We start from the raw sequence: 18,468 nt of genomic DNA on the forward strand, positions 1-18,468 counted from the left end.
TATATTTATAAAGCTGTGAACAGGGTAATCACGCCCCCAATGTAATGTGTGGCAGAATACGATGCGAGTGAAAACTGGATAGAACACATTAGGGACAAGGGCACAGGAGCGGCATGGCGTTTTTTATTTTTTTGCTTGTTTTATTGGCCGGTGGCGTGCTGGGTTACGGATGGCGAGCGCGTCAAGAGACAGTGGCGCTATCTGACTGGCAGGTTTACATGGCCAGCTTGGAAACGCCGCATGCCATTGTAACTGCCGAACAGGGCGACATTTTATATGCCAATGCTGCATGCGTAGACACCTTTTCACTGGTCGATAGCCAACAGCAATTTAAAACCGCTACCCCGCGACAGCAGCAAGCCGTTCAGGCATTCATTATGGCACAGCCTTGGCCGCAACCTTTTTCTCATGTTGATGCGAAAGTCCGAGCGCCGGGGGCGAATCGGGTGCGTGTCAACGTGCAGTTATCGGGTTTACCGATTCGTTGTCGAGGGAAGCGAGCATGGGTTGTCTCCTTATCATCGGCGGATCAGCGCACCCATTGGCAACTTCATGAGCAAGAGCAAGGCGTACTCTTGAGCGTGATTAACTCGCTGGAGGAGTTGGTGTGCTTTCAAGATGTGGAAGGGAATGTGGTCGGCACCAATGCGGCATTTGATCGTTTTTGGCAAGGCCGTGAGCAAGAGGCCATTGTTTGGCAAGCGGATCAGCCGCTGACGCAGCCTCAAACTGAACGGACATGGGCGACACAACATAATGATGAAAGCTGTTTATTAGAGACCAATATCACCGCACTTAAAAATGATAAACAGGCAATCATTGGTACCTTGTGTATCAGCCACGATGTGACCAACTGGCACCAGATGCAAGAGCGATTACAAAAAGAAGCGCAACAGCGCCAATCCGTTGAGCAGGTCTTAGAGCAACGCAGTCATTTACTCAGTGCGATTTTTAAGTCGAGTATCGATCCGATTGGGATCTATGACCAAGACTACTATCACTTGGCTTGCAACCAAGCTTATGCTGATGCATTAGGCACGACGATTGAGGCGTTGGAAAACGCCCCTGCGCAGAAAGTGGTTGATCCTGATATCTTCGATCAACATCGACAGCGTGATCAACAAGTATTGGATACGGGAGAAACCATGACTTATGAGGATGTCATTCTTGGTCAGTTAGGCGAGCAAACCTGGTATGAGGTGGCAAAATCACGCATTCAAGATCCGGTGACGGGCGCCCCTGCCATTTTGCTGATGGCTCGGGATATTACCGAAAGAAAAGACACGCAACAGCAGCTTGCCGACGCCATAATGGCTTTGCAAGCACTCAGTTTTGTCGACAGCCTCACCCAAGTGGCGAATCGACGTAGTTTAGATGAACAGCTGAGCAAACTGTGGCGTTCACAAGCGCGTGAAGGCACGCCACTTGCCTTTATCCTCTGTGATATCGATCATTTTAAACTGTACAATGATCACTATGGTCATCAACAAGGTGACTGGGCGTTACAAAAAGTGGCAAACGCATTGACCTCAGCCGTTCACCGGCCGCTTGATGTGGTGGCGCGTTATGGCGGCGAAGAGTTTGCCATTGTATTGCCGCAAACCGAACTGAACGGCGCTATCCAGGTTGCCGAGACTGCACGCGAGTGGGTGCTATCGGCAGACATTGCCCATCATCAGGCCGTGATTACCGGTAAAATTACTATCAGCCTTGGCGTTGCTTGTGTGACACCCTCCGCGGATGGTGATTACGGTGATTTAATCCAGCAAGCGGATCGCGCTTTATATCAAGCTAAACGCAACGGTCGAAATCAAGTGAGTGTAGTGAAAGGCATGCCGGCACCACACGGATCAAGCCCTCGACGCGCCTCGGTCGCCGAATCGACTTACCTAGAATCTAGCGGTTAATCATCCTTTATGAAACAACTTAAAGTCCTTGCACAATATTATGTCGATTTACTGGTTAAACTCGGGATTGTGCGCTTTAGCATGCTGCTCGCCTTAGCCTTAGTAGCGCTGGCGGTTGTGGTACAAGTGGGCATCACGCTGGTGCTTGAAGGCACGGTCCAGAATATCGACATTATTCGTTCTGTATTTTTTGGTCTGATCATCACTCCCTGGGCGGTCTATTTTTTATCAGTGGTGGTGGATCAACTGGAAGAGTCTCGTCAACGTTTATCCAAGCTCGTCTCAAAACTTGAAGAAATGCGCGCGCGCGATATGCGTTTAAACCGCCAATTAACCGAGAACATTGAGCAGCTCAACTTAGAGATAGAAGAAAGAGAAAAAGCTGAGGAAGCGCGGCAACAGGCGATTAAAGATCTGGAAAATGAAGTTTATCAGCGTGAAAAAGCCCAGTTAGAATTGGCTGAGCAAACCGCGTTACTGCGATCATTTATCGATGCCTCGCCCGATTTAATTTATTACCGCAATGCCCAGGGCCAGTTTTCCGGTTGCAATCGCGCAATGGAAGAGCTCACCGGTTACGATGAGAAAACCCTAAAGGGCATGACGCCTTGGGATGTTTATCGTGAAGATATTGCTGAAAAAGTGGTTGAAACGGACCAGCAAGTTTTTGATGCTAATGTCTCGATTACCTATGAACAATGGCTGGAATATCAAGATGGTCGAAAAGCCTATTTTGAGTTGCGCAAAGTCCCTTTCTTTTCACGAGACGGGCGACATCTAGGATTACTCGGCTTTGGACGCGAAATCACCGAGCGTAAGCGTTACCAAGACGCGCTAGAAAAAGCGAGTCGAGAAAAGACAGCGTTTATTTCGACCATTAGTCATGAACTTCGTACCCCGTTGAATGGCATTGTGGGGCTCAGTCAAATACTGCTCGACTCTCAATTAGACGATAAACAGCGTAATTACTTACGCACCATTTACGTTAGTGCCATCACGCTAGGTAACATTTTTAATGACATTATCGATTTAGATAAATCCGATCGAAAACGTTTGTCATTGCATCCTACCAGCATCGATCTGCGCGAGTTTGTGACCGAGATTGATAATATATCGACATTGATGGCGGAGCAAAAAGGTCTACGTTTTGAACTCGAGCGGGTCACGGACTTGCCCGAGTACGTTGCAGTGGATGCGACCCGTTTGCGGCAAATTCTTTGGAACCTGGTGGGGAATGCGGTCAAGTTTACCAAGCAAGGTTGTGTGATTATCACGGTCAGTGCTGAGGTTGATCACGATACTGCTCATCTGTGTTTTGATGTTGAAGACAGTGGTATTGGGATCCCTGCGGATGAGCAAGATAAGATCTTTGCAATGTACTATCAGGTAAAACAAGCAGGTGAAAACCTACATGCCGTGGGCACTGGGATTGGCTTAGCCGTTTCGCGTAAACTGGCGCGTTTGATGGGTGGCGATATCAGCCTCGACAGTGAAGAAGGTCAAGGCAGTACGTTTACACTTACGGTGAGTGTGCCACTGAGTGAACCCAATGAAGAACAGATGCCTTCCCCTGCGCTGATAAACAATGCGTTACGTATTTTGCTTGTCGAAGACATTGAGCTGAATATCACCGTCGCCACCAGCTTGCTTGAAAGCCTGGGTCATGACGTCACCGTTGCTCGCGACGGGCAAGCCGCGCTTGATGCTTTTGTGCCTGGCGCGTTTGATCTCGTCTTACTCGACATTCAGTTACCGGATATGACCGGGTTTGATGTCGCCGCGACATGGCGACAGCATCACGCGCATTTACCGCCCTTGGTTGCTCTGACGGCCAATGTGATCAACGATAAAAATAGCTACTTAACGCAAGGTATGGACGATGCTATCAGTAAACCCATTAGTGTCTCAGCCCTCAATCACGTGATTTCGCATCATGCTTTGGCCGGCGAGGCGGTATCCGCGCAGACTGCTGAATCTGAACCTCAGACGCAAGCGGCGCGGCCAGTGGCGAATGAGCAAGCTGAGCGCTTATTGGATATGGACATGCTCACCGGGTACGTCGAGTTGGTGGGGATTAAGCCTGTACGCCAAAGTATCGAAATGTTTGAAGCAACCATGCCAGACTATATCGCGATCTTAGACTCGAACATGACCGCACGCGATCAAGACGGCATTGTTTCAGAAGCCCATAAAATTAAAGGCGCCGCGGGGTCGGTGGGGTTAAAACACATTCAAAAAGTCGCGCAAAAAGCCCAATCGCCTGATTTACCGGCATGGTGGGAAAACATTGCTGATTGGATCGATGAAATAAAAGCGGGTTACCCGCACGATTTAGCGGTATTAAAAGCCTGGTTAGATGAGCAAAGCGACACTCACCGTTAACCTGATAAGATCAAAAAAAGGCGCCTTAGATTGGGCGCCTTTTGCCTGTACAAACGGCAGTTTTCACCGACTATCGGCTTGGCGTTGACACTTACTGCTCTTCAATCTCGCCGCAGAAGCGATAGCCTTCACCGTGAATGGTGGCAATAATCTCGGGTGTGTCGCTGTGCGATTCAAAGTGCTTGCGGATCCGGCGAATGGTGACATCAACCGTACGATCATGCGGTTTCAAATCGCGGCCGGTCATTTTCTTCAGCAGTTCAGCACGGGTCTGGATCTTGCCAGGATTTTCACAAAAGTGAAGCAATGCACGGAACTCAGAGCGAGGCAGTTTGAAGGTTTCTCCCTCAGGATTGATCAGTGAACGGCTGTTAATATCTAACGTCCAACCATTGAAGGTATAAACGTCAACATTACGTTTCTCTTCACTCCCGTTCACACTGCTTAACGCACGCGTGAGCAGGTTGCGGGCACGGATAGTCAGTTCACGGGGATTAAACGGTTTGGTGATATAATCATCTGCACCGATCTCTAACCCAAGGATTTTATCAACTTCGTTATCTCGCCCGGTCAGGAACATCAGTGCCATATCCCCTTGTTCACGCAGTTCACGCGCCAGGAGTAGGCCATTTTTACCAGGCAGGTTGATATCCATGATCACAAGGTGAACGTGGTGGTTTGACAGGATTTGATGCATTTCGTCGCCATCGCTGGCTTCAAACACATTGTAACCTTCGGCTTCAAAGATACTTTTCAGCGTGTTACGTGTGACCTGTTCGTCTTCTACAATCAGAATTTGCGGGGTTTGCATTGGCGATACCTAATATCTAAATAGAATCCGGTTATATTCCACAGTCTAGACCGACTAGCCTGTGAAAAAAATTTACAAAATGCGAGGAATGTCTACCGCGAACCTCGCAACTAACATATGGCACGCCATCCATAGAGAAGTGTTCGTCGATGCTAGACAACGCACCGTGTGTTCCAGCTTGAGACGGGGCATGGCGGACTTGATTCAACGCCAAGCCGATCACTGTGCTATCCATTAATTATCGCCAATTGTATTCATTTAACAGCACGCTAACAATATATTAGGATGAAGGTTGATGATTTTTTTCATCCTTTATTGACCCCAATCAAAAGCATGTTACGTGTCAGTTAGTACCAACTATCCGTTTAACTTCATGAATAATCGCGCATAATTAGTAATTAAGCATAGTATTAGTAGCCAATGGATGTAAATAATGTGTGATCAAAATACGCAGCAAGATTTGTGGAAAACTTACCAATCGATCGCTTTTCATGCCCCTCAAGCGCCCGATGCGGCTGCATTTGCTATTCTTACCGCATTTAATCCACGCAGCCAACCCTTATCTGACAATGAGAATTACCTACGTAATGAGCGGCTTGCCAAGGCGATGACGCAAGCCGGTCTCCGTTATTGGCCGATGAATGGTGGCGCACCGGATGGAAGTTGGTTTGAACCTGGTTTTGCGGTCGCGATTGCGTCATCGGATGCCGTGGCCTTGGCGAAAACTTGGGAGCAAAACGCGATTTACTGGGTTGAAAACGATACATTATGGTTGTTGCCTGCCTTAATGACAGACTTTACGCCACAATCACTTAACGTGCGTTTTTCTTCCTTGTTGGTGGCGGCAAAGACGTAAACGAGTCACCCTATTAATAATGAGGAGAAACATATCATGGACGATAAACTGCCTGACTTATGTGACCAACACCCTGACGCGGTGCAATGGATACCGATGCAATGGTTTGACTATGGGGCAAAACGTGGCTTTGAAGGTCGAGTACGAACGGTGCGTTGCTATCGCGATAACTCGAAAGTGAAGACGTTATTGGCGTCGCCCGGTGATGGGCAGGTGTTGGTCGTTGACGGTTCAGGTGCCATGGATAGAGCTTTGTTAGGCGACTTAATTGGACAAAGTGCGGTCGATAACCATTGGGCGGGGATTGTGATTGCCGGGCCCGTGCGTGATGCGGCCACCTTATCCACCTTACCGCTGGGCATAAAAGCACTGGGGGTGTGTCCAATTAAAACGCACAAATACGATCAAGGTGAGGTTGATGTGGCGATTACGCTTGCGGGGATCACCCTGACAGTGGGGGATTATCTGTATGCAGACCAAAATGGTGTGATCGTGTGCACCAATCCGCTAAACACGTGAATCAAAAACTTAGCCCTACCCCGAGTTGATAGATAGATTCGGGGGCGGCGTCGGCATCAAACTCAACATCTAGTCCGGCATTGACGCCAAAAGCGTCGCTAAATTGGTAGCGACTGCTGACGCCCCATTGATCAATTAAGGCGTTATCATTGTCATGGCTAATCTGGCTCGACACACGTAGCTTGTCGGTAAAATGATAATCAATGCCGCTGAGTAAACCATGCGCGCTGGTCGATTGTGCAGTCTCGCTTTTTAACTGTGTTCCTATGTAGACAGAGACATTCTGTAGTGGATAGCGATAGCCTGATTGGACCGTCCAACTGTCAAAGCCTTGGCTCGCCGAGGGAATAGACTGAATAAAAAAATGCTCTGACGCCAATTCAGGTGCGGTGTTCCACGTGAGTTTTTCAGCCCACGCGGGTGTCGCCACGACGTGTAGGGCGAGGGCCAACCATCCTAGTTGTTTTACGCTCACATCCTTTGCCTCTTAGCTTTTGATTAACGCTGAGCTCGGTGGGCTCTTGTTTGTTCGCTATCGTGAGTGTAGACAAAAAAACGTTTTGTAGCCCATGACCTGTGACGATCAAGCTGGTTTTATTGCCATCTGTGTATGACTCAGGCGGTTTTCATCGTTGTATGGGCGTACATCGTGAAAATGCCCCGCTTTCACTTGACGTTGCAGTTGTTGCCAATAGGCCGCCTCAAATAGCTCAGGATGAAGACGATCAAACTCTTTTGCCACCGTTCGGTTAACCAGTAAAAAGGTACGAAATTCCTCGGGGAATACATCGTTCTCTCCCACGCTGTACCATGGCTCAGCCGCTAATTCGTCTTCAGGATAACGCGGCGGAGGAATACGGCGGAAGTTAACCTCGGTTAAATACGCGATTTCATCGTAATCATAAAAAATCACCCGGTTGTGGCGACTGACACCAAAGTTTTTAAACAGCATATCGCCGGCAAAGATATTGGCGGCGGCCAGTTCTTTTAATGCATCGCCATATTCTTGTACCGCCTGGGAAATCGCCTCGGGTGCCGCTTGCTCTAAATAGATATTAAGTGGGATCATTCGCCGCTCCATGTATAGGTGTCGAATCCGTACATCGCTGTCGGTCACCGTGATGCAAGACGGCGCCACCGCGAGCAGTTCGTCGATTAATGCGTCACTAAACCGATCGCGAGGGAAAATAAAATGACGGTATTCTTGGGTGTCGGCCATACGACCAACACGGTCATGCTCTTTGACCAGCCGGTATTTCTCCCGCACTTGGGCATGGGTCATTTGTTTTTGCGGTGCGAACTTATCTTTGATGATTTTAAACACAAACCCGTATGAGGGGAGGGTGAATACAGACATCACCATGCCTTTTACGCCGGGGGCGATATCAAATAAATCGTCTGAGTTTTCCAGGTGATGAAGAAACTCACGGTATAACTCTGTCTTACCATGCTTTTGACATCCGATGGCGGTGTAGAGCTCTGCGGGCGTTTTATTGGGCATGAGCTGATTGAGAAAGTCGACTAAAGCGGCAGGTACCGGAGCGTAAACCATAAAGTAGGAGCGAGCGAAGCCGAATACGATACTGACGTCATCACTGTCGGTAATGCAGGCATCAATATAGAGCTCACCGTGATCAGAAATCGCGAGCGGTAATACCAGCGGTCGGCGTTGATTGGCCATATCGAGCCTGCCAATCAGATACGCGCCTTTATTACGGAAAAATGGCTGACGGACCATCTCAAGGGTGAAGCTCATTGTGAGCTGGGGGCCAAAGCGCGCCTGCAGGATTTGGGTTATTCGCTTAAGATCACCGGTTTTATCTCGCCAAGGTAGGGTAAACGGTGTGCTATCTAGCATTCGTTCTAGCGTGGCATAAATGCCTGCTTGAGATTGAAACCGCCGAAGTAGTGGCGTGGGGTACTTAGGAATCCGTCCCCCTTGAGCGCTTTGCACAAACAATTTGTCACGACGAATATTCCGATGCTCAAAGATCCGGCAGTAGACAGAGTTAAAAAAACTCTCAGCGATATCGTAGCGCGGGTAATCATCGAGCAACCGGATATAGGCCGCTTTTACCGCCATCAAAAACGAGCGAGTGGCGTGTTCTTTCCCAAGCATCGCGCGGAGCTGTTGGCTGACTAAGCCAACATGGTGGTCATAAAATTGAATACGCGTTTTAAGTGCAAGCTGCACACTTTGCCAATCTTGTTGTTCAAAGCGTTCTTGTGCGCCCGATGTCACATCGAGAAAGCGACCGTACATGGCATCCGAGCCTTGTAAGATGGTGTTTGCAACCAGCTGCGCCATGGCGTCTTGTGTCATTTTCGCTCCTTTCCGTGAACGTTTTTCCCTCGGTTCAAGCTCGCAGAGTTTTGCTGAAAAAGCAATCGGCATCACTTTTTTGTTGACCTTGGCAGCATGATTCGATACACCTAAGGGGAACTCAACAAAATAAATGATAAACGCAACACACATGCAACTAACGATCAGCACCTTGACCACCACAACCACCATTATTACTGGCACACTTTGTGTTGGTGCGGGCTGATACGCACAGAATTTCCAAAAAAAGCCCGTACCTTCCCAGGTACGGGCTTTTTTTTATCTTAAAGAGAGAGGTCCCAAAAGGATGCGAGTTTTAAAATTTGGTGGTACATCGTTGGCCAATGCCGAACGATTTAGCCGCGCTGCCGATATTATTCTGAGTAATCAAGGACAAAGTGATGTCTCTGCGGTTTTATCCGCGCCTGCTAAAGTCACCAATATTTTGGTCTCAGTGGTCGACAACACGGTCAAACATGGTGAGGCAGAGCTGCCACTTAAAGAGTTAGAAAGCCTTTTTACCGATCTTTTTCATGGGCTTGCCGAGTGTCAACCTAACCTTGAAACTCAGCCTCTATTTGACAAATTAACCCGTAGTCTCGGACAGCTTCGTCAATATGTGCATGGCATGAGCCTGCTCGGTTTGTGTCCCGATAGCACCTATGCGCGCGTGGTAAGCAAAGGGGAGCGTTTATCGGTAGCGGCAATGCATGCGCTCTTAGAAGCTCGTGGCTATGCCGTGTTTGATATTGACCCCGTTAATTATTTTGCTGCGTCGGGCAGTTATTTAAGTGCCGAAGTGGATATCGAAGCGTCATCGCAGCGATTTAAACAATCTCCGATCCCGGCGCAACATATCGGGCTGATGCCAGGCTTTATGGCTGGAAATGAAAACGGTGAGCTGGTTACGTTAGGGCGAAATGGCTCTGATTACTCGGCTGCTGTGCTGGCTGCGTGTGTGCGCGCCCAATGTTGTGAGATCTGGACTGATGTTGATGGCGTTTACAACTGTGATCCACGTCTAGTGCCTGATGCACGCTTGCTAAAATCACTGAGCTACCAAGAGGCGATGGAGCTGTCTTATTTTGGGGCCAAAGTTCTCCACCCTAAAACCATTGCGCCGATTGCCCGGTTCCATATTCCTTGCCTCATCAAAAATACCGCCAACCCGCAAGGTGCAGGCACCCTCATTGGTGATGATAGTGGCGAGGATAAGCTGCCAATTAAGGGGATCACAACCTTAAGTGACTTGAGCATGGTGAACCTGTCAGGTCCGGGCATGAAAGGGATGGTGGGGATGGCATCACGTGTGTTTGGCGCCATGTCGTCGGCTGGGGTATCGGTTGTTCTTATCACTCAATCATCCTCTGAGTACAGCATTAGCTTTTGTATTCAAAACCAAGATAAAACCAAAGCAGAAAAAGCACTGAGTATCCACTTTGAGCTCGAGTTGAAAGACGGCTTGCTCGAGCCGGTTGAGTTTATCGATGATCTTTCAATTGTTTCCTTGGTGGGTGATGGTATGCGCACATCAAAAGGGGTCGCATCGCGCTTTTTCACCTCGCTGGCGGAAGTGAATGTCAATATTGTTGCCATCGCTCAAGGCTCATCAGAGCGTGCAATTTCGGCTGTTGTTCCCTCAGAGCGGGTATCCGAGGCGGTCAAAGCCTGTCACGAAAACTTATTTAATAGCCAGCACCATTTGGATGTCTTCATTGTTGGGGTCGGTGGGGTCGGCGGCGAGCTCATCGAGCAAATTCGTCGTCAGCAGGCCAAGCTTCGTCAGCAAGGGATTGTGATGCGTGTGTGTGGGTTGGCCAATAGCAAGGGCATGTGGCTGAACAGCCAAGGCATTGATCTGGATACCTGGCGCGATGATTTACCCAATCATCTTTCCGACTTCAGTTTGGCCGGCATGATCCAGTTAGTGCAGCGTAATCACATTATTAACCCAGTGCTGATCGACTGCACCTCGAGCCAACAAGTCGCTGACCAATATACGGCGTTTTTACAGGCGGGGTTCCATGTGATCACGCCGAACAAAAAAGCCAATACCAGTAGCCTTGCGTATTATCACCAGCTACGTCAGGCGGCGCGTGCAACCCACCGTAAGTTTATGTACGAGACCACGGTTGGTGCTGGCTTACCTGTGATCGAAAACTTGCAAAACCTGATTGCAGCCGGGGATGAACTGTCACGCTTTTCCGGTATTTTATCCGGTTCACTGTCTCACATCTTTGGCAAACTAGATGAAGGGGCAAGTTTTAGTGAAGCTACCAACGTGGCGCGAGAAAACGGCTTTACCGAACCGGATCCACGGGATGACTTGTCCGGGATGGACGTGGCGCGCAAGCTTCTTATCTTAGCTCGAGAGGCTGGCATGGAGCTTGAACTCGATGACGTCAACGTGGAGCCGGCCTTACCGCCAGGCTTTGATCAATCCGGTGACGTCGACAGCTTTATGGCTCGGCTTCCTGAAGCGGATGCTTATTTTAAGCAATGGTCGGAGCAGGCTGCGCAAGAAGGGAAAGTATTGCGTTATATTGGTGGGATTGAGAACGGCCAGTGCTTTGTGAAAATTCAAGCTGTTGCCAGTGATGATCCAATGAATAAAATCAAAGACGGTGAAAACGCACTGGCATTCTACAGCCGCTACTATCAGCCAATTCCGTTAGTTCTGCGCGGTTACGGCGCAGGGACTGCCGTAACGGCGGCGGGGGTGTTTGCGGATCTGATGCGAACACTCGGCTGGAAATTGGGAGTATAACCATGGCGGTACGTGTTTATGCGCCAGCATCGATTGGTAATGTCAGTGTTGGCTTTGATGTGTTGGGCGCCGCAGTTAGCCCTATCGACGGCAGTTTACTTGGCGATGTTGTTGAAGTAGCTGATGGGGGAAAAACGCCTTTTTCATTGCGCTGCCAAGGCCGCTTTACCGATAAGTTACCGTCGGATGAGCAAGATAACATTGTGTACAAAGCTTACCTGGCATACGCCGCAGCCTTGCAGGCGAATAATCAGCCGGTCAAACCTGTCGCTATGGTATTGGAAAAGAATATGCCGATCGGGTCGGGGCTGGGATCTAGCGCCTGTTCGATTGTGGCCGCTTTGGATGCGTTAAATCGCTTTCACGATCATGCGTTAGATGAAACCACCATGCTGGCGCTAATGGGAGAGATGGAGGCATCGATTTCAGGCAGCCTTCATTATGATAATGTCGCGCCCTGTTACCTCGGTGGGTTACAGCTCATGCTCGAAAGCCAAGGCGTGATCAGTCAAGCGGTGCCGCACTTTGAAAACTGGTATTGGGTCATGGCCTATCCTGGTATCAAGGTATCGACGGCAGAGGCCCGTACTATTTTACCCGCGCAATATCGCCGTCAGGATGTGATCGCACACGGCCGTTATCTCGGTGGTTTTATTCATGCGTGTCACACCCAACAACCTAAACTGGCGGCCAGTTTAATATGTGATGTGATTGCTGAACCTTACCGACAAAAATTACTCCCTGGTTTTGCTGAAGCACGGGCGCACGCGGCAAACTGTGGGGCATTGGCTACGGGAATATCCGGCTCAGGACCCACCCTGTTTAGTGTCTGTGACGATCAACAGGTTGCTGAACGTTTGGCGCAATGGCTGCGTGAGCAGTATGTACAAAATAACGATGGCTTTGTTCATGTATGTCGCATTGATGGACAAGGCGCAAAAGCAATAGGAAGTCATGCATGAAGCTTTACAACATAAAAGATCACAGCGAAGTCGTTTCGTTTTCTCAAGCGGTTCAGCAAGGGTTAGGGCGTGGACAAGGGCTGTTCTTTCCCGATGCTTTGCCACAGTTTGATGACATGGATGCACTGCTTGCCATGCCATTGGTTGAGCGCAGTACCGAGATCTTGTCGGCACTGATTGGCGAGGAGTTGCCCAAAAGTCATGTGCGTGAGCTGGTCAGCGAAGCGTTTAATTTTGACGCTCCGCTTAAGCAAGTGGGCGAACATATTCATGCGCTCGAGCTTTTTCATGGGCCGACATTGGCGTTTAAAGACTTCGGCGGCCGTTTTATGGCGCAGTCAATTGCAGCGGTGTCTGATGGTAAAAAGATCACTATCTTGACTGCAACGTCCGGGGATACAGGGGCCGCGGTTGCTCACGCCTTTTATGGGATCGACAATATTGATGTGGTGATCTTATACCCAAAAGGCAAAATCAGCCCACTGCAGGAAAAGCTCTTTTGTACCCTTGGCGGCAATATCCATACCGTCGCCATTAATGGCGACTTTGATGACTGCCAAAGCCTCGTCAAACAAGCCTTTGATGATAACGAACTGCGACAGACGATAGGGCTTAACTCGGCGAATTCGATCAATATCAGCCGTTTGATGGCACAAATCTGTTACTACTTTGAAGCGGTCGCCCAAGTGCCCAAGCACAAACGCGATCAATTGGTCATGGCCGTGCCGAGTGGTAACTTTGGCAACCTGACGGCCGGGTTACTGGCCAAAGCGATGGGGTTACCGATTAAACGGTTTATTGCCGGAACCAATGCCAATGACACGGTACCGCGTTATTTGCAATCCGGTCAGTGGGCACCGCATCAAACCGTGGCAACCTTGTCAAATGCGATGGATGTGAGTCAGCCGAATAATTGGCCCCGTATTGAAGAGCTGTTCCGCCGTCAGCAATGGCCGTTAGCTGAGCTCGCCTCTGGGTGGGCAGACGATGAAGAAACGGCAGAGAGCTTACGCGCGTTGGCTCAAGCCGGCTATTTATGTGAACCTCATGGGGCAATTGCTTACCGGTTACTTGAGCAGCAACTTGAAGATGGGGAAGAAGGGATCTTTTTATGTACCGCTCATCCGGCGAAGTTTAAAGAGTCGGTTGATGCCATTTTAGAAAAAGATATTCCCTTGCCCGGTCCGTTAGCCAAGCATGCGCAGATGGCACTGTTATCAAGCGAGCAAGACGCTGATTTTACCGCTTTAAGGGCGTATTTACTTCGATTGGCAAACGCGTAATAAAAAAGCCCGCTCTCTACGTAGCGGGCTTTTTCTTGGGTGTATTCGACCTTTGTTTATAGCGAGCTAGTAAAGGTGCGAGTAATCACATCACGTTGCTGCTCAGGTGTTAGCGAGTTAAAACGGACGGCATACCCTGATACGCGAATGGTCAGTTGCGGATATTTCTCTGGATGCTTGGCGGCATCTTCCAACGTTTCGCGCTTCAGTACATTAACGTTGAGATGCTGGCCGCCTTCGTTAACGGCTTGGGTTTCGATTTCGACTTCGCGATAGTCAAACTCACCCAAAGAAGACAAAGCAACTTCTTGGTCTGCTTCAAAGCCCTGCTTTGCACAAACACAACGAGCTTGGTCTGCGTCTTTATTGATCAACCAGATAGAATTAATAAGGTCATCATTGGCCGCTGAGGTTACTTGAATGCCGGTGATCATGGCCTATCCCCTTTATTGATAGTGACTTTAATGATGTAAGATTTCATCATTTTGAGCCCTTATATATACGCCTTTTTCAATGTATATATATTGATTTAGGTCAACTTATGACCATTTTCAGGGGGCGAGTATTTATCTTGCATCAACATAAGTTCATTTATTTCAGTTGTGTAGCACGTATTTAAGTGCAATAAAAACCTATTCGTATTAAATAACCTGTCTATGTTGTTATTTTATTACAAATGAAAGTTTTTATGCGCTCATTGACTGCGCGGACTGGCTCTGTCAGGTTTTGTCTGTGTGCAATCGAGAAGCAACATTGCACCACTGGTGCGCAACGACGTAGGTGTGAGTTGGCGGGTTTGTTTTAATTACATGATTATTATGGAATTAAAAGGTTGGCATTAATCTTTCATAAGCAATATGGCCTGAATAAAGAGGCGACACTTTTGTAGCGAGATAAGGAGCGACTTATGACTCAGCCAATCACGACCATGCCCCGTACTAGCTTGCCAACGCCAAACCGTGCGGTTCAAGGCCGCTGCCAGCGTCACTATCACGCCCACACCGAGCGAACAAAAGATCGGACTCCCCACTGATTTTAAGCGGCTGCCTCGTTAAAATAGCGCCGGTGTGATGATAAGGAGCAACCATGACTCAGGCGCAAACGTGGCAGCAGGTGCTGGCCGAGGAAAAACAACACGCGTATTTTCGCGATACCTTAGCGTATGTCGACGGTGAAAGAGCCAAGGGCGTTCCGATCTTTCCCCCCAAAGACGATGTGTTTAATGCTTTTCGATTCACCGAGCTTGGTGATGTAAAGGTGGTGATCTTGGGTCAAGATCCCTATCACGGACCGAACCAAGCACATGGACTGAGCTTTTCGGTACGGCCAGGGATAAAAACACCGCCTTCATTGGTCAATATTTATAAAGAGCTTGCGACTGATATTGACGGTTTTAAGATCCCCTCCCACGGTTACTTACAAAGCTGGGCGCAACAGGGTGTGTTACTTCTCAATACGGTGCTGACCGTGGAGCAGGGTAAAGCGCATTCACATGCTAAGTTAGGTTGGGAAACATTGACTGATCGCGTGATCGATGCGGTAAATTCGCAACGCGAAGGCGTTGTTTTTTTACTGTGGGGGGCACATGCACAAAAAAAAGGCAAAGCCATTGACCGTGATCGCCACCATGTATTGACGGCGCCTCATCCCTCACCGCTTTCAGCTCATCGTGGTTTTTTTGGTTGTAAACACTTTTCACAAACCAATGCATATTTGCTCGAGCAGGGAAGCAATCCGATTGATTGGCAACCGCGTTTAGATGACGAGACAGCGGATAAGCATGGATGAACGGTGAAGCGCTAGCCGATAAATAGACGCTAAGCGGACAGATGAGCGTTAAGCGGACGGATCAGCGTCGGATTGAAGATAAAAAAGGTGCTCATTGAGCACCTTTTCGTCATGTTATGTTGAGGGTGAGTTAATCGAGGTCCAGTTGAGAGAAATCGCCAAAAATATCAATGTCTTCCAATTCTTTTTTTAGCCGCTGTTTATCTTTCAGCGCTTCAATTTCTCTCCACTTACGTTTGGCTGGTTTTGCGCGTCCATTGCGCCGTGGTGGGTCTTGCTCAAACATATCGTTAAAGGTAATGTTTTCCATAGTCACCTCTTTTCACCTTGCGGTTAGTTTTTTTTAATACCACACTCGCCCTAACATAAAATTGAACTATTTCTCATTTGTGGCAGTGAGATGAAGTTTTTATGAGATTGCGCTCACTGATTTTCCAAATCAGTGACGATTCACTCAACAGCGGCGAGTTTAAATTGACCTCGGTAGCCGTTCACGCGAAGATTGCGCGCCATATAATCATTCCTTTTTAATATGACGAGGGACAGTCAATTGAGCCTACTCACTTTTATCAATGATCTGATTTGGGGCTCGGTACTCATTTATGTGCTCATTGGCGGAGGTATCTTTTTCTCGCTGACGTTGGGCGGTATCCAATTTCGTCATTTCTCGCATATGTTCTCTGTTATGCGTCATAGCCGCCGCCATGACCACGGTAGCATTTCCTCTTTTCAAGCCCTTTGTACGGGACTCGCGGCGCGCGTGGGCACGGGTAACATGGCCGGTGTGGCGGTGGCATTGTCGTTAGGTGGGCCGGGTGCCATTTTTTGGATGTGGCTGATGGCATTTCTTGGTATGGCAACGGCCTTTGCCGAAAGTACCTTGGCGCAAGTGTATAAGGTACAAGATCCCGACGGTTATTTTCGCGGTGGGCCGGCTTATTATATGGAGCATGGCCTTGGCATGCGTTGGATGGGGATCCTTTTTTCCATTTTACTCATTCTCGCCTTCGGGTTGGTATTCAACTCGGTCCAAGCCAATTCTATTTCGCAAGCGGCTCAAGTGGCGTTTGGCTGGCCTCCTGCATACGTAGGCGCAGGATTGGTGCTGGTCAGTGGGTTGATTATTTATGGCGGTCTGCGACAGATAGCCCGAACCGCAGAAGTCGTCGTCCCAGTGATGGCGCTGCTATACCTTTCGCTGTCCTTGTATGTGGTGATCATGCACCTTGATCAGGTGCCAGCCGTCTTTATGCTGGTGATAAAAAGCGCGTTTGGTTTACATGAGGCGGCATCCGGCGCGTTGGGTTATACCTTGGCGCAAGGCATGATCCAAGGGATTAAACGCGGCTTGTTTTCGAATGAGGCCGGGATGGGATCTGCCCCGAACGCGGCAGCGTCAGCGACGCCTTATCCGCCACATCCTGTCTCTCAAGGCTATGTGCAAATGCTCGGGGTTTTTGTCGATACTTTGGTGATTTGTACCGCAACCGTGGCGATCATTCTTCTGTCTGGAGAGTATATTCCCGGGGGGGAAGTGACGGGGGTTGAATTAACACAGCGGGCACTGAGTGCACAAGTTGGGGGGTGGGGAGAACAATTCGTTGCCGTGGCGATTTTTTTCTTTGCATTCACCTCGATTATTGCCAATTACTCGTATGCTGAAACCAATCTACTTTTTATCAATGGCCGCTGGCGTCCGGCACTCCCTTATTTTCGTGCGCTCGTTTTAGGTATGGTCATGTTTGGTGCATTGGCGGAGCTACCGCTTGTTTGGACGCTGGCAGACGCATCCATGGGGATGATGGCGCTCGTCAATATGATCGCGATTTTATTGCTGTCGGGAATAGTGAAACGTCTCGCGGCCGACTATCACACACAACGTTCGTTAGGGCGGGTGCCTGTGTTTGATAGTCGCCGGTTTCCTGAGTTGCATAGCCAATTAGATGAAAAAGCGTGGCCGCTTCCTAAGCGCTAGGGGCAACGGTGTTTTTTTTGCACCGGAATGATAGGCTTAGCGATAGATAGACAACAAAGGGGTTAGCAAAATGCTGATTGTGGTTTCTCCGGCAAAAACGCTGGATTATGAGTCACCGTTACCAACCGAACGATACACAAAGCCGCAGTTCACTCCGCATTCAGAGGCGTTGATAGCGGTATGCCGTCAACTGACGCCTGCCGATATCGGCTCATTGATGAAGGTGAGTGATAAAATTGCTAGCCTGAACGCGGTACGCTTTGCTGAGTGGTCACCGACATTTACACCTGACAATGCTCGCCCTGCAGCCTTGGCGTTTAAAGGGGATGTCTATACAGGCTTGGATGCAAATTCGATGTCAGAGCAGGACTTTGACTGGGCACAAGCGCATTTTCGCATGCTTTCTGGCCTTTATGGCCTATTGCGTCCGCTTGATTTGATGCAACCTTATCGTCTGGAAATGGGCACCAAGTTAGCGACGCCGCGTGGCGATAACTTGTACCAGTTTTGGGGCGATATCATCACAGATGCACTCAACGAGACGTTAGCGACGCAAGACACCCCGCTACTGATCAATCTCGCCTCCAATGAATATTTTAAAGCGGTCAACAAGAAAAAACTCGCAGGTGATATTATCACGCCCGTCTTTAAAGACTGCAAAAATGGGCAGTACAAGGTGATCAGTTTCTACGCGAAAAAAGCCCGTGGGATGATGGCGCGTTATTTGATTGATCAACGAGCGACATCCGTGACAGATATTAAAGGGTTTGATGTTGCTGGTTACTACTTCAGTGAAGAACTGTCTAAAGGTAATGAGTTGGTATTTCTGCGCGATGAGCAGTAAAGACAAGACTGTGAGTAGTAAAAAGCCCCAATCGGGGCTTTTTTTGATCGA

16 protein-coding genes and 1 other annotated feature are annotated in these 18,468 nt (G+C 48.9%); of the genes, 11 read left to right on the forward strand and 5 right to left on the reverse strand.

The genetic code is table 11. The annotated features are described in order from the left end of the window. Nucleotides 1-113: 113 nt before the first annotated feature. The gene (locus BZG75_RS05550) at nucleotides 114-1,907 is read left to right on the forward strand and encodes a diguanylate cyclase domain-containing protein (protein ID WP_077576416.1); all 1,794 of its coding nucleotides are present in this window, start codon (nucleotides 114-116) and stop codon (nucleotides 1,905-1,907) included. Between the two features lie 9 nt (nucleotides 1,908-1,916). Beyond that, nucleotides 1,917-4,289, forward strand: coding sequence for an aerobic respiration two-component sensor histidine kinase ArcB (gene arcB / locus BZG75_RS05555; RefSeq protein WP_077576417.1), 2,373 nt, complete (start codon nucleotides 1,917-1,919; stop codon nucleotides 4,287-4,289). Nucleotides 4,290-4,380: 91 nt separating this feature from the next. On the opposite strand, the gene arcA is transcribed toward arcB, so the two are convergent. Then, nucleotides 4,381-5,100 carry a two-component system response regulator ArcA gene (gene arcA / locus BZG75_RS05560; protein WP_021022133.1) on the reverse strand — a complete coding sequence of 240 codons (720 nt, stop codon included), beginning with the start codon at nucleotides 5,098-5,100 and terminating at the stop codon, nucleotides 4,381-4,383. A 433-nt stretch (nucleotides 5,101-5,533) separates the two neighbouring features. Here arcA and BZG75_RS05565 point away from each other — a divergent pair, with 433 nt between their 5' ends. Both BZG75_RS05565 and BZG75_RS05570 read left to right on the forward strand, forming a co-directional pair. Further along, complete coding sequence (locus tag BZG75_RS05565) at nucleotides 5,534-5,956, forward strand: DUF3293 domain-containing protein (RefSeq protein ID WP_077459812.1); 423 nt, start codon at nucleotides 5,534-5,536, stop codon at nucleotides 5,954-5,956. 36 nt (nucleotides 5,957-5,992) lie between these two features. After that, nucleotides 5,993-6,475 (forward strand): putative 4-hydroxy-4-methyl-2-oxoglutarate aldolase, encoded by a 483-nt coding sequence (locus BZG75_RS05570; protein ID WP_077576418.1) that lies wholly within the window; start codon nucleotides 5,993-5,995, stop codon nucleotides 6,473-6,475. A gap of 1 nt (nucleotide 6,476) precedes the next feature. Here the strand turns inward: BZG75_RS05570 and BZG75_RS05575 are convergent, their stop codons facing one another. Beyond that, on the reverse strand, nucleotides 6,477-6,950 hold the full coding sequence (locus BZG75_RS05575) for a hypothetical protein (protein WP_198533633.1): 474 nt from the start codon (nucleotides 6,948-6,950) through the stop codon (nucleotides 6,477-6,479). 108 nt (nucleotides 6,951-7,058) lie between these two features. Further along, nucleotides 7,059-8,798, reverse strand: coding sequence for a bifunctional isocitrate dehydrogenase kinase/phosphatase (gene aceK / locus BZG75_RS05580; RefSeq protein ID WP_077576458.1), 1,740 nt, complete (start codon nucleotides 8,796-8,798; stop codon nucleotides 7,059-7,061). Nucleotides 8,799-8,962: 164 nt separating this feature from the next. Then, nucleotides 8,963-9,080: a sequence feature (Thr leader region), on the forward strand. A 25-nt stretch (nucleotides 9,081-9,105) separates the two neighbouring features. On the opposite strand from aceK, the gene thrA reads away from it, so the two are divergent. The 3 genes from thrA to thrC are packed head-to-tail and all read left to right on the forward strand — an operon-like array spanning nucleotide 9,106 to nucleotide 13,810. Next, the gene (gene thrA, locus BZG75_RS05585) at nucleotides 9,106-11,565 is read left to right on the forward strand and encodes a bifunctional aspartate kinase/homoserine dehydrogenase I (protein WP_077576420.1); all 2,460 of its coding nucleotides are present in this window, start codon (nucleotides 9,106-9,108) and stop codon (nucleotides 11,563-11,565) included. Nucleotides 11,566-11,567: 2 nt separating this feature from the next. After that, a complete protein-coding gene (gene thrB / locus BZG75_RS05590; RefSeq protein WP_077576421.1) occupies nucleotides 11,568-12,527 on the forward strand; it encodes a homoserine kinase in 960 nt (319 codons plus the stop codon). Next, nucleotides 12,524-13,810, forward strand: a complete 1,287-nt coding sequence (gene thrC / locus BZG75_RS05595; RefSeq protein WP_077459807.1) for a threonine synthase — start codon at nucleotides 12,524-12,526, stop codon at nucleotides 13,808-13,810. Before thrB ends, thrC begins: the two co-directional genes overlap by 4 nt. A 56-nt stretch (nucleotides 13,811-13,866) precedes the next feature. Here thrC and grcA read toward each other — a convergent pair whose 3' ends face one another. Then, on the reverse strand, nucleotides 13,867-14,244 hold the full coding sequence (grcA, locus tag BZG75_RS05600; protein WP_021022125.1) for an autonomous glycyl radical cofactor GrcA: 378 nt from the start codon (nucleotides 14,242-14,244) through the stop codon (nucleotides 13,867-13,869). A 473-nt stretch (nucleotides 14,245-14,717) separates the two neighbouring features. Between grcA and BZG75_RS15615 the strand changes: the two genes are divergently transcribed. Further along, nucleotides 14,718-14,843, forward strand: coding sequence for a hypothetical protein (locus BZG75_RS15615; protein ID WP_269087434.1), 126 nt, complete (start codon nucleotides 14,718-14,720; stop codon nucleotides 14,841-14,843). A 53-nt stretch (nucleotides 14,844-14,896) separates the two neighbouring features. Continuing rightward, nucleotides 14,897-15,598: a uracil-DNA glycosylase gene (gene ung, locus BZG75_RS05605; protein WP_077576422.1), complete on the forward strand. Its 702-nt coding sequence runs from the start codon at nucleotides 14,897-14,899 to the stop codon at nucleotides 15,596-15,598. A gap of 130 nt (nucleotides 15,599-15,728) precedes the next feature. Here the strand turns inward: ung and BZG75_RS05610 are convergent, their stop codons facing one another. Further along, the gene (locus BZG75_RS05610; RefSeq protein ID WP_077576423.1) at nucleotides 15,729-15,908 is read right to left on the reverse strand and encodes a DUF3545 family protein; all 180 of its coding nucleotides are present in this window, start codon (nucleotides 15,906-15,908) and stop codon (nucleotides 15,729-15,731) included. A 240-nt stretch (nucleotides 15,909-16,148) separates the two neighbouring features. On the opposite strand from BZG75_RS05610, the gene BZG75_RS05615 reads away from it, so the two are divergent. Further along, nucleotides 16,149-17,573: an alanine/glycine:cation symporter family protein gene (locus tag BZG75_RS05615; RefSeq protein ID WP_236719522.1), complete on the forward strand. Its 1,425-nt coding sequence runs from the start codon at nucleotides 16,149-16,151 to the stop codon at nucleotides 17,571-17,573. Between the two features lie 70 nt (nucleotides 17,574-17,643). Further along, the gene (gene yaaA, locus BZG75_RS05620; RefSeq protein ID WP_077576424.1) at nucleotides 17,644-18,417 is read left to right on the forward strand and encodes a peroxide stress protein YaaA; all 774 of its coding nucleotides are present in this window, start codon (nucleotides 17,644-17,646) and stop codon (nucleotides 18,415-18,417) included. Nucleotides 18,418-18,468: the final 51 nt, after the last annotated feature.

Origin of the sequence: Salinivibrio sp. AR640 (assembly GCF_001995405.1) — a bacterium.
In the GTDB taxonomy this organism is placed as follows: domain Bacteria; phylum Pseudomonadota; class Gammaproteobacteria; order Enterobacterales; family Vibrionaceae; genus Salinivibrio; species Salinivibrio costicola.

Bases quoted from the DNA above. Each gene is read 5' to 3' on its own strand.
- BZG75_RS05550 (WP_077576416.1), top strand. From the start codon at position 114: ATGGCGTTTTTTATTTTTTTGCTTGTTTTATTGGCCGGTGGCGTGCTG.
- arcB (WP_077576417.1), top strand. From the start codon at position 1,917: ATGAAACAACTTAAAGTCCTTGCACAATATTATGTCGATTTACTGGTT.
- arcA (WP_021022133.1), bottom strand. From the start codon at position 5,100: ATGCAAACCCCGCAAATTCTGATTGTAGAAGACGAACAGGTCACACGT.
- BZG75_RS05565 (WP_077459812.1), top strand. From the start codon at position 5,534: ATGTGTGATCAAAATACGCAGCAAGATTTGTGGAAAACTTACCAATCG.
- BZG75_RS05570 (WP_077576418.1), top strand. From the start codon at position 5,993: ATGGACGATAAACTGCCTGACTTATGTGACCAACACCCTGACGCGGTG.
- aceK (WP_077576458.1), bottom strand. From the start codon at position 8,798: ATGACACAAGACGCCATGGCGCAGCTGGTTGCAAACACCATCTTACAA.
- thrA (WP_077576420.1), top strand. From the start codon at position 9,106: ATGCGAGTTTTAAAATTTGGTGGTACATCGTTGGCCAATGCCGAACGA.
- thrB (WP_077576421.1), top strand. From the start codon at position 11,568: ATGGCGGTACGTGTTTATGCGCCAGCATCGATTGGTAATGTCAGTGTT.
- thrC (WP_077459807.1), top strand. From the start codon at position 12,524: ATGAAGCTTTACAACATAAAAGATCACAGCGAAGTCGTTTCGTTTTCT.
- grcA (WP_021022125.1), bottom strand. From the start codon at position 14,244: ATGATCACCGGCATTCAAGTAACCTCAGCGGCCAATGATGACCTTATT.
- BZG75_RS15615 (WP_269087434.1), top strand. From the start codon at position 14,718: ATGACTCAGCCAATCACGACCATGCCCCGTACTAGCTTGCCAACGCCA.
- ung (WP_077576422.1), top strand. From the start codon at position 14,897: ATGACTCAGGCGCAAACGTGGCAGCAGGTGCTGGCCGAGGAAAAACAA.
- BZG75_RS05610 (WP_077576423.1), bottom strand. From the start codon at position 15,908: ATGGAAAACATTACCTTTAACGATATGTTTGAGCAAGACCCACCACGG.
- yaaA (WP_077576424.1), top strand. From the start codon at position 17,644: ATGCTGATTGTGGTTTCTCCGGCAAAAACGCTGGATTATGAGTCACCG.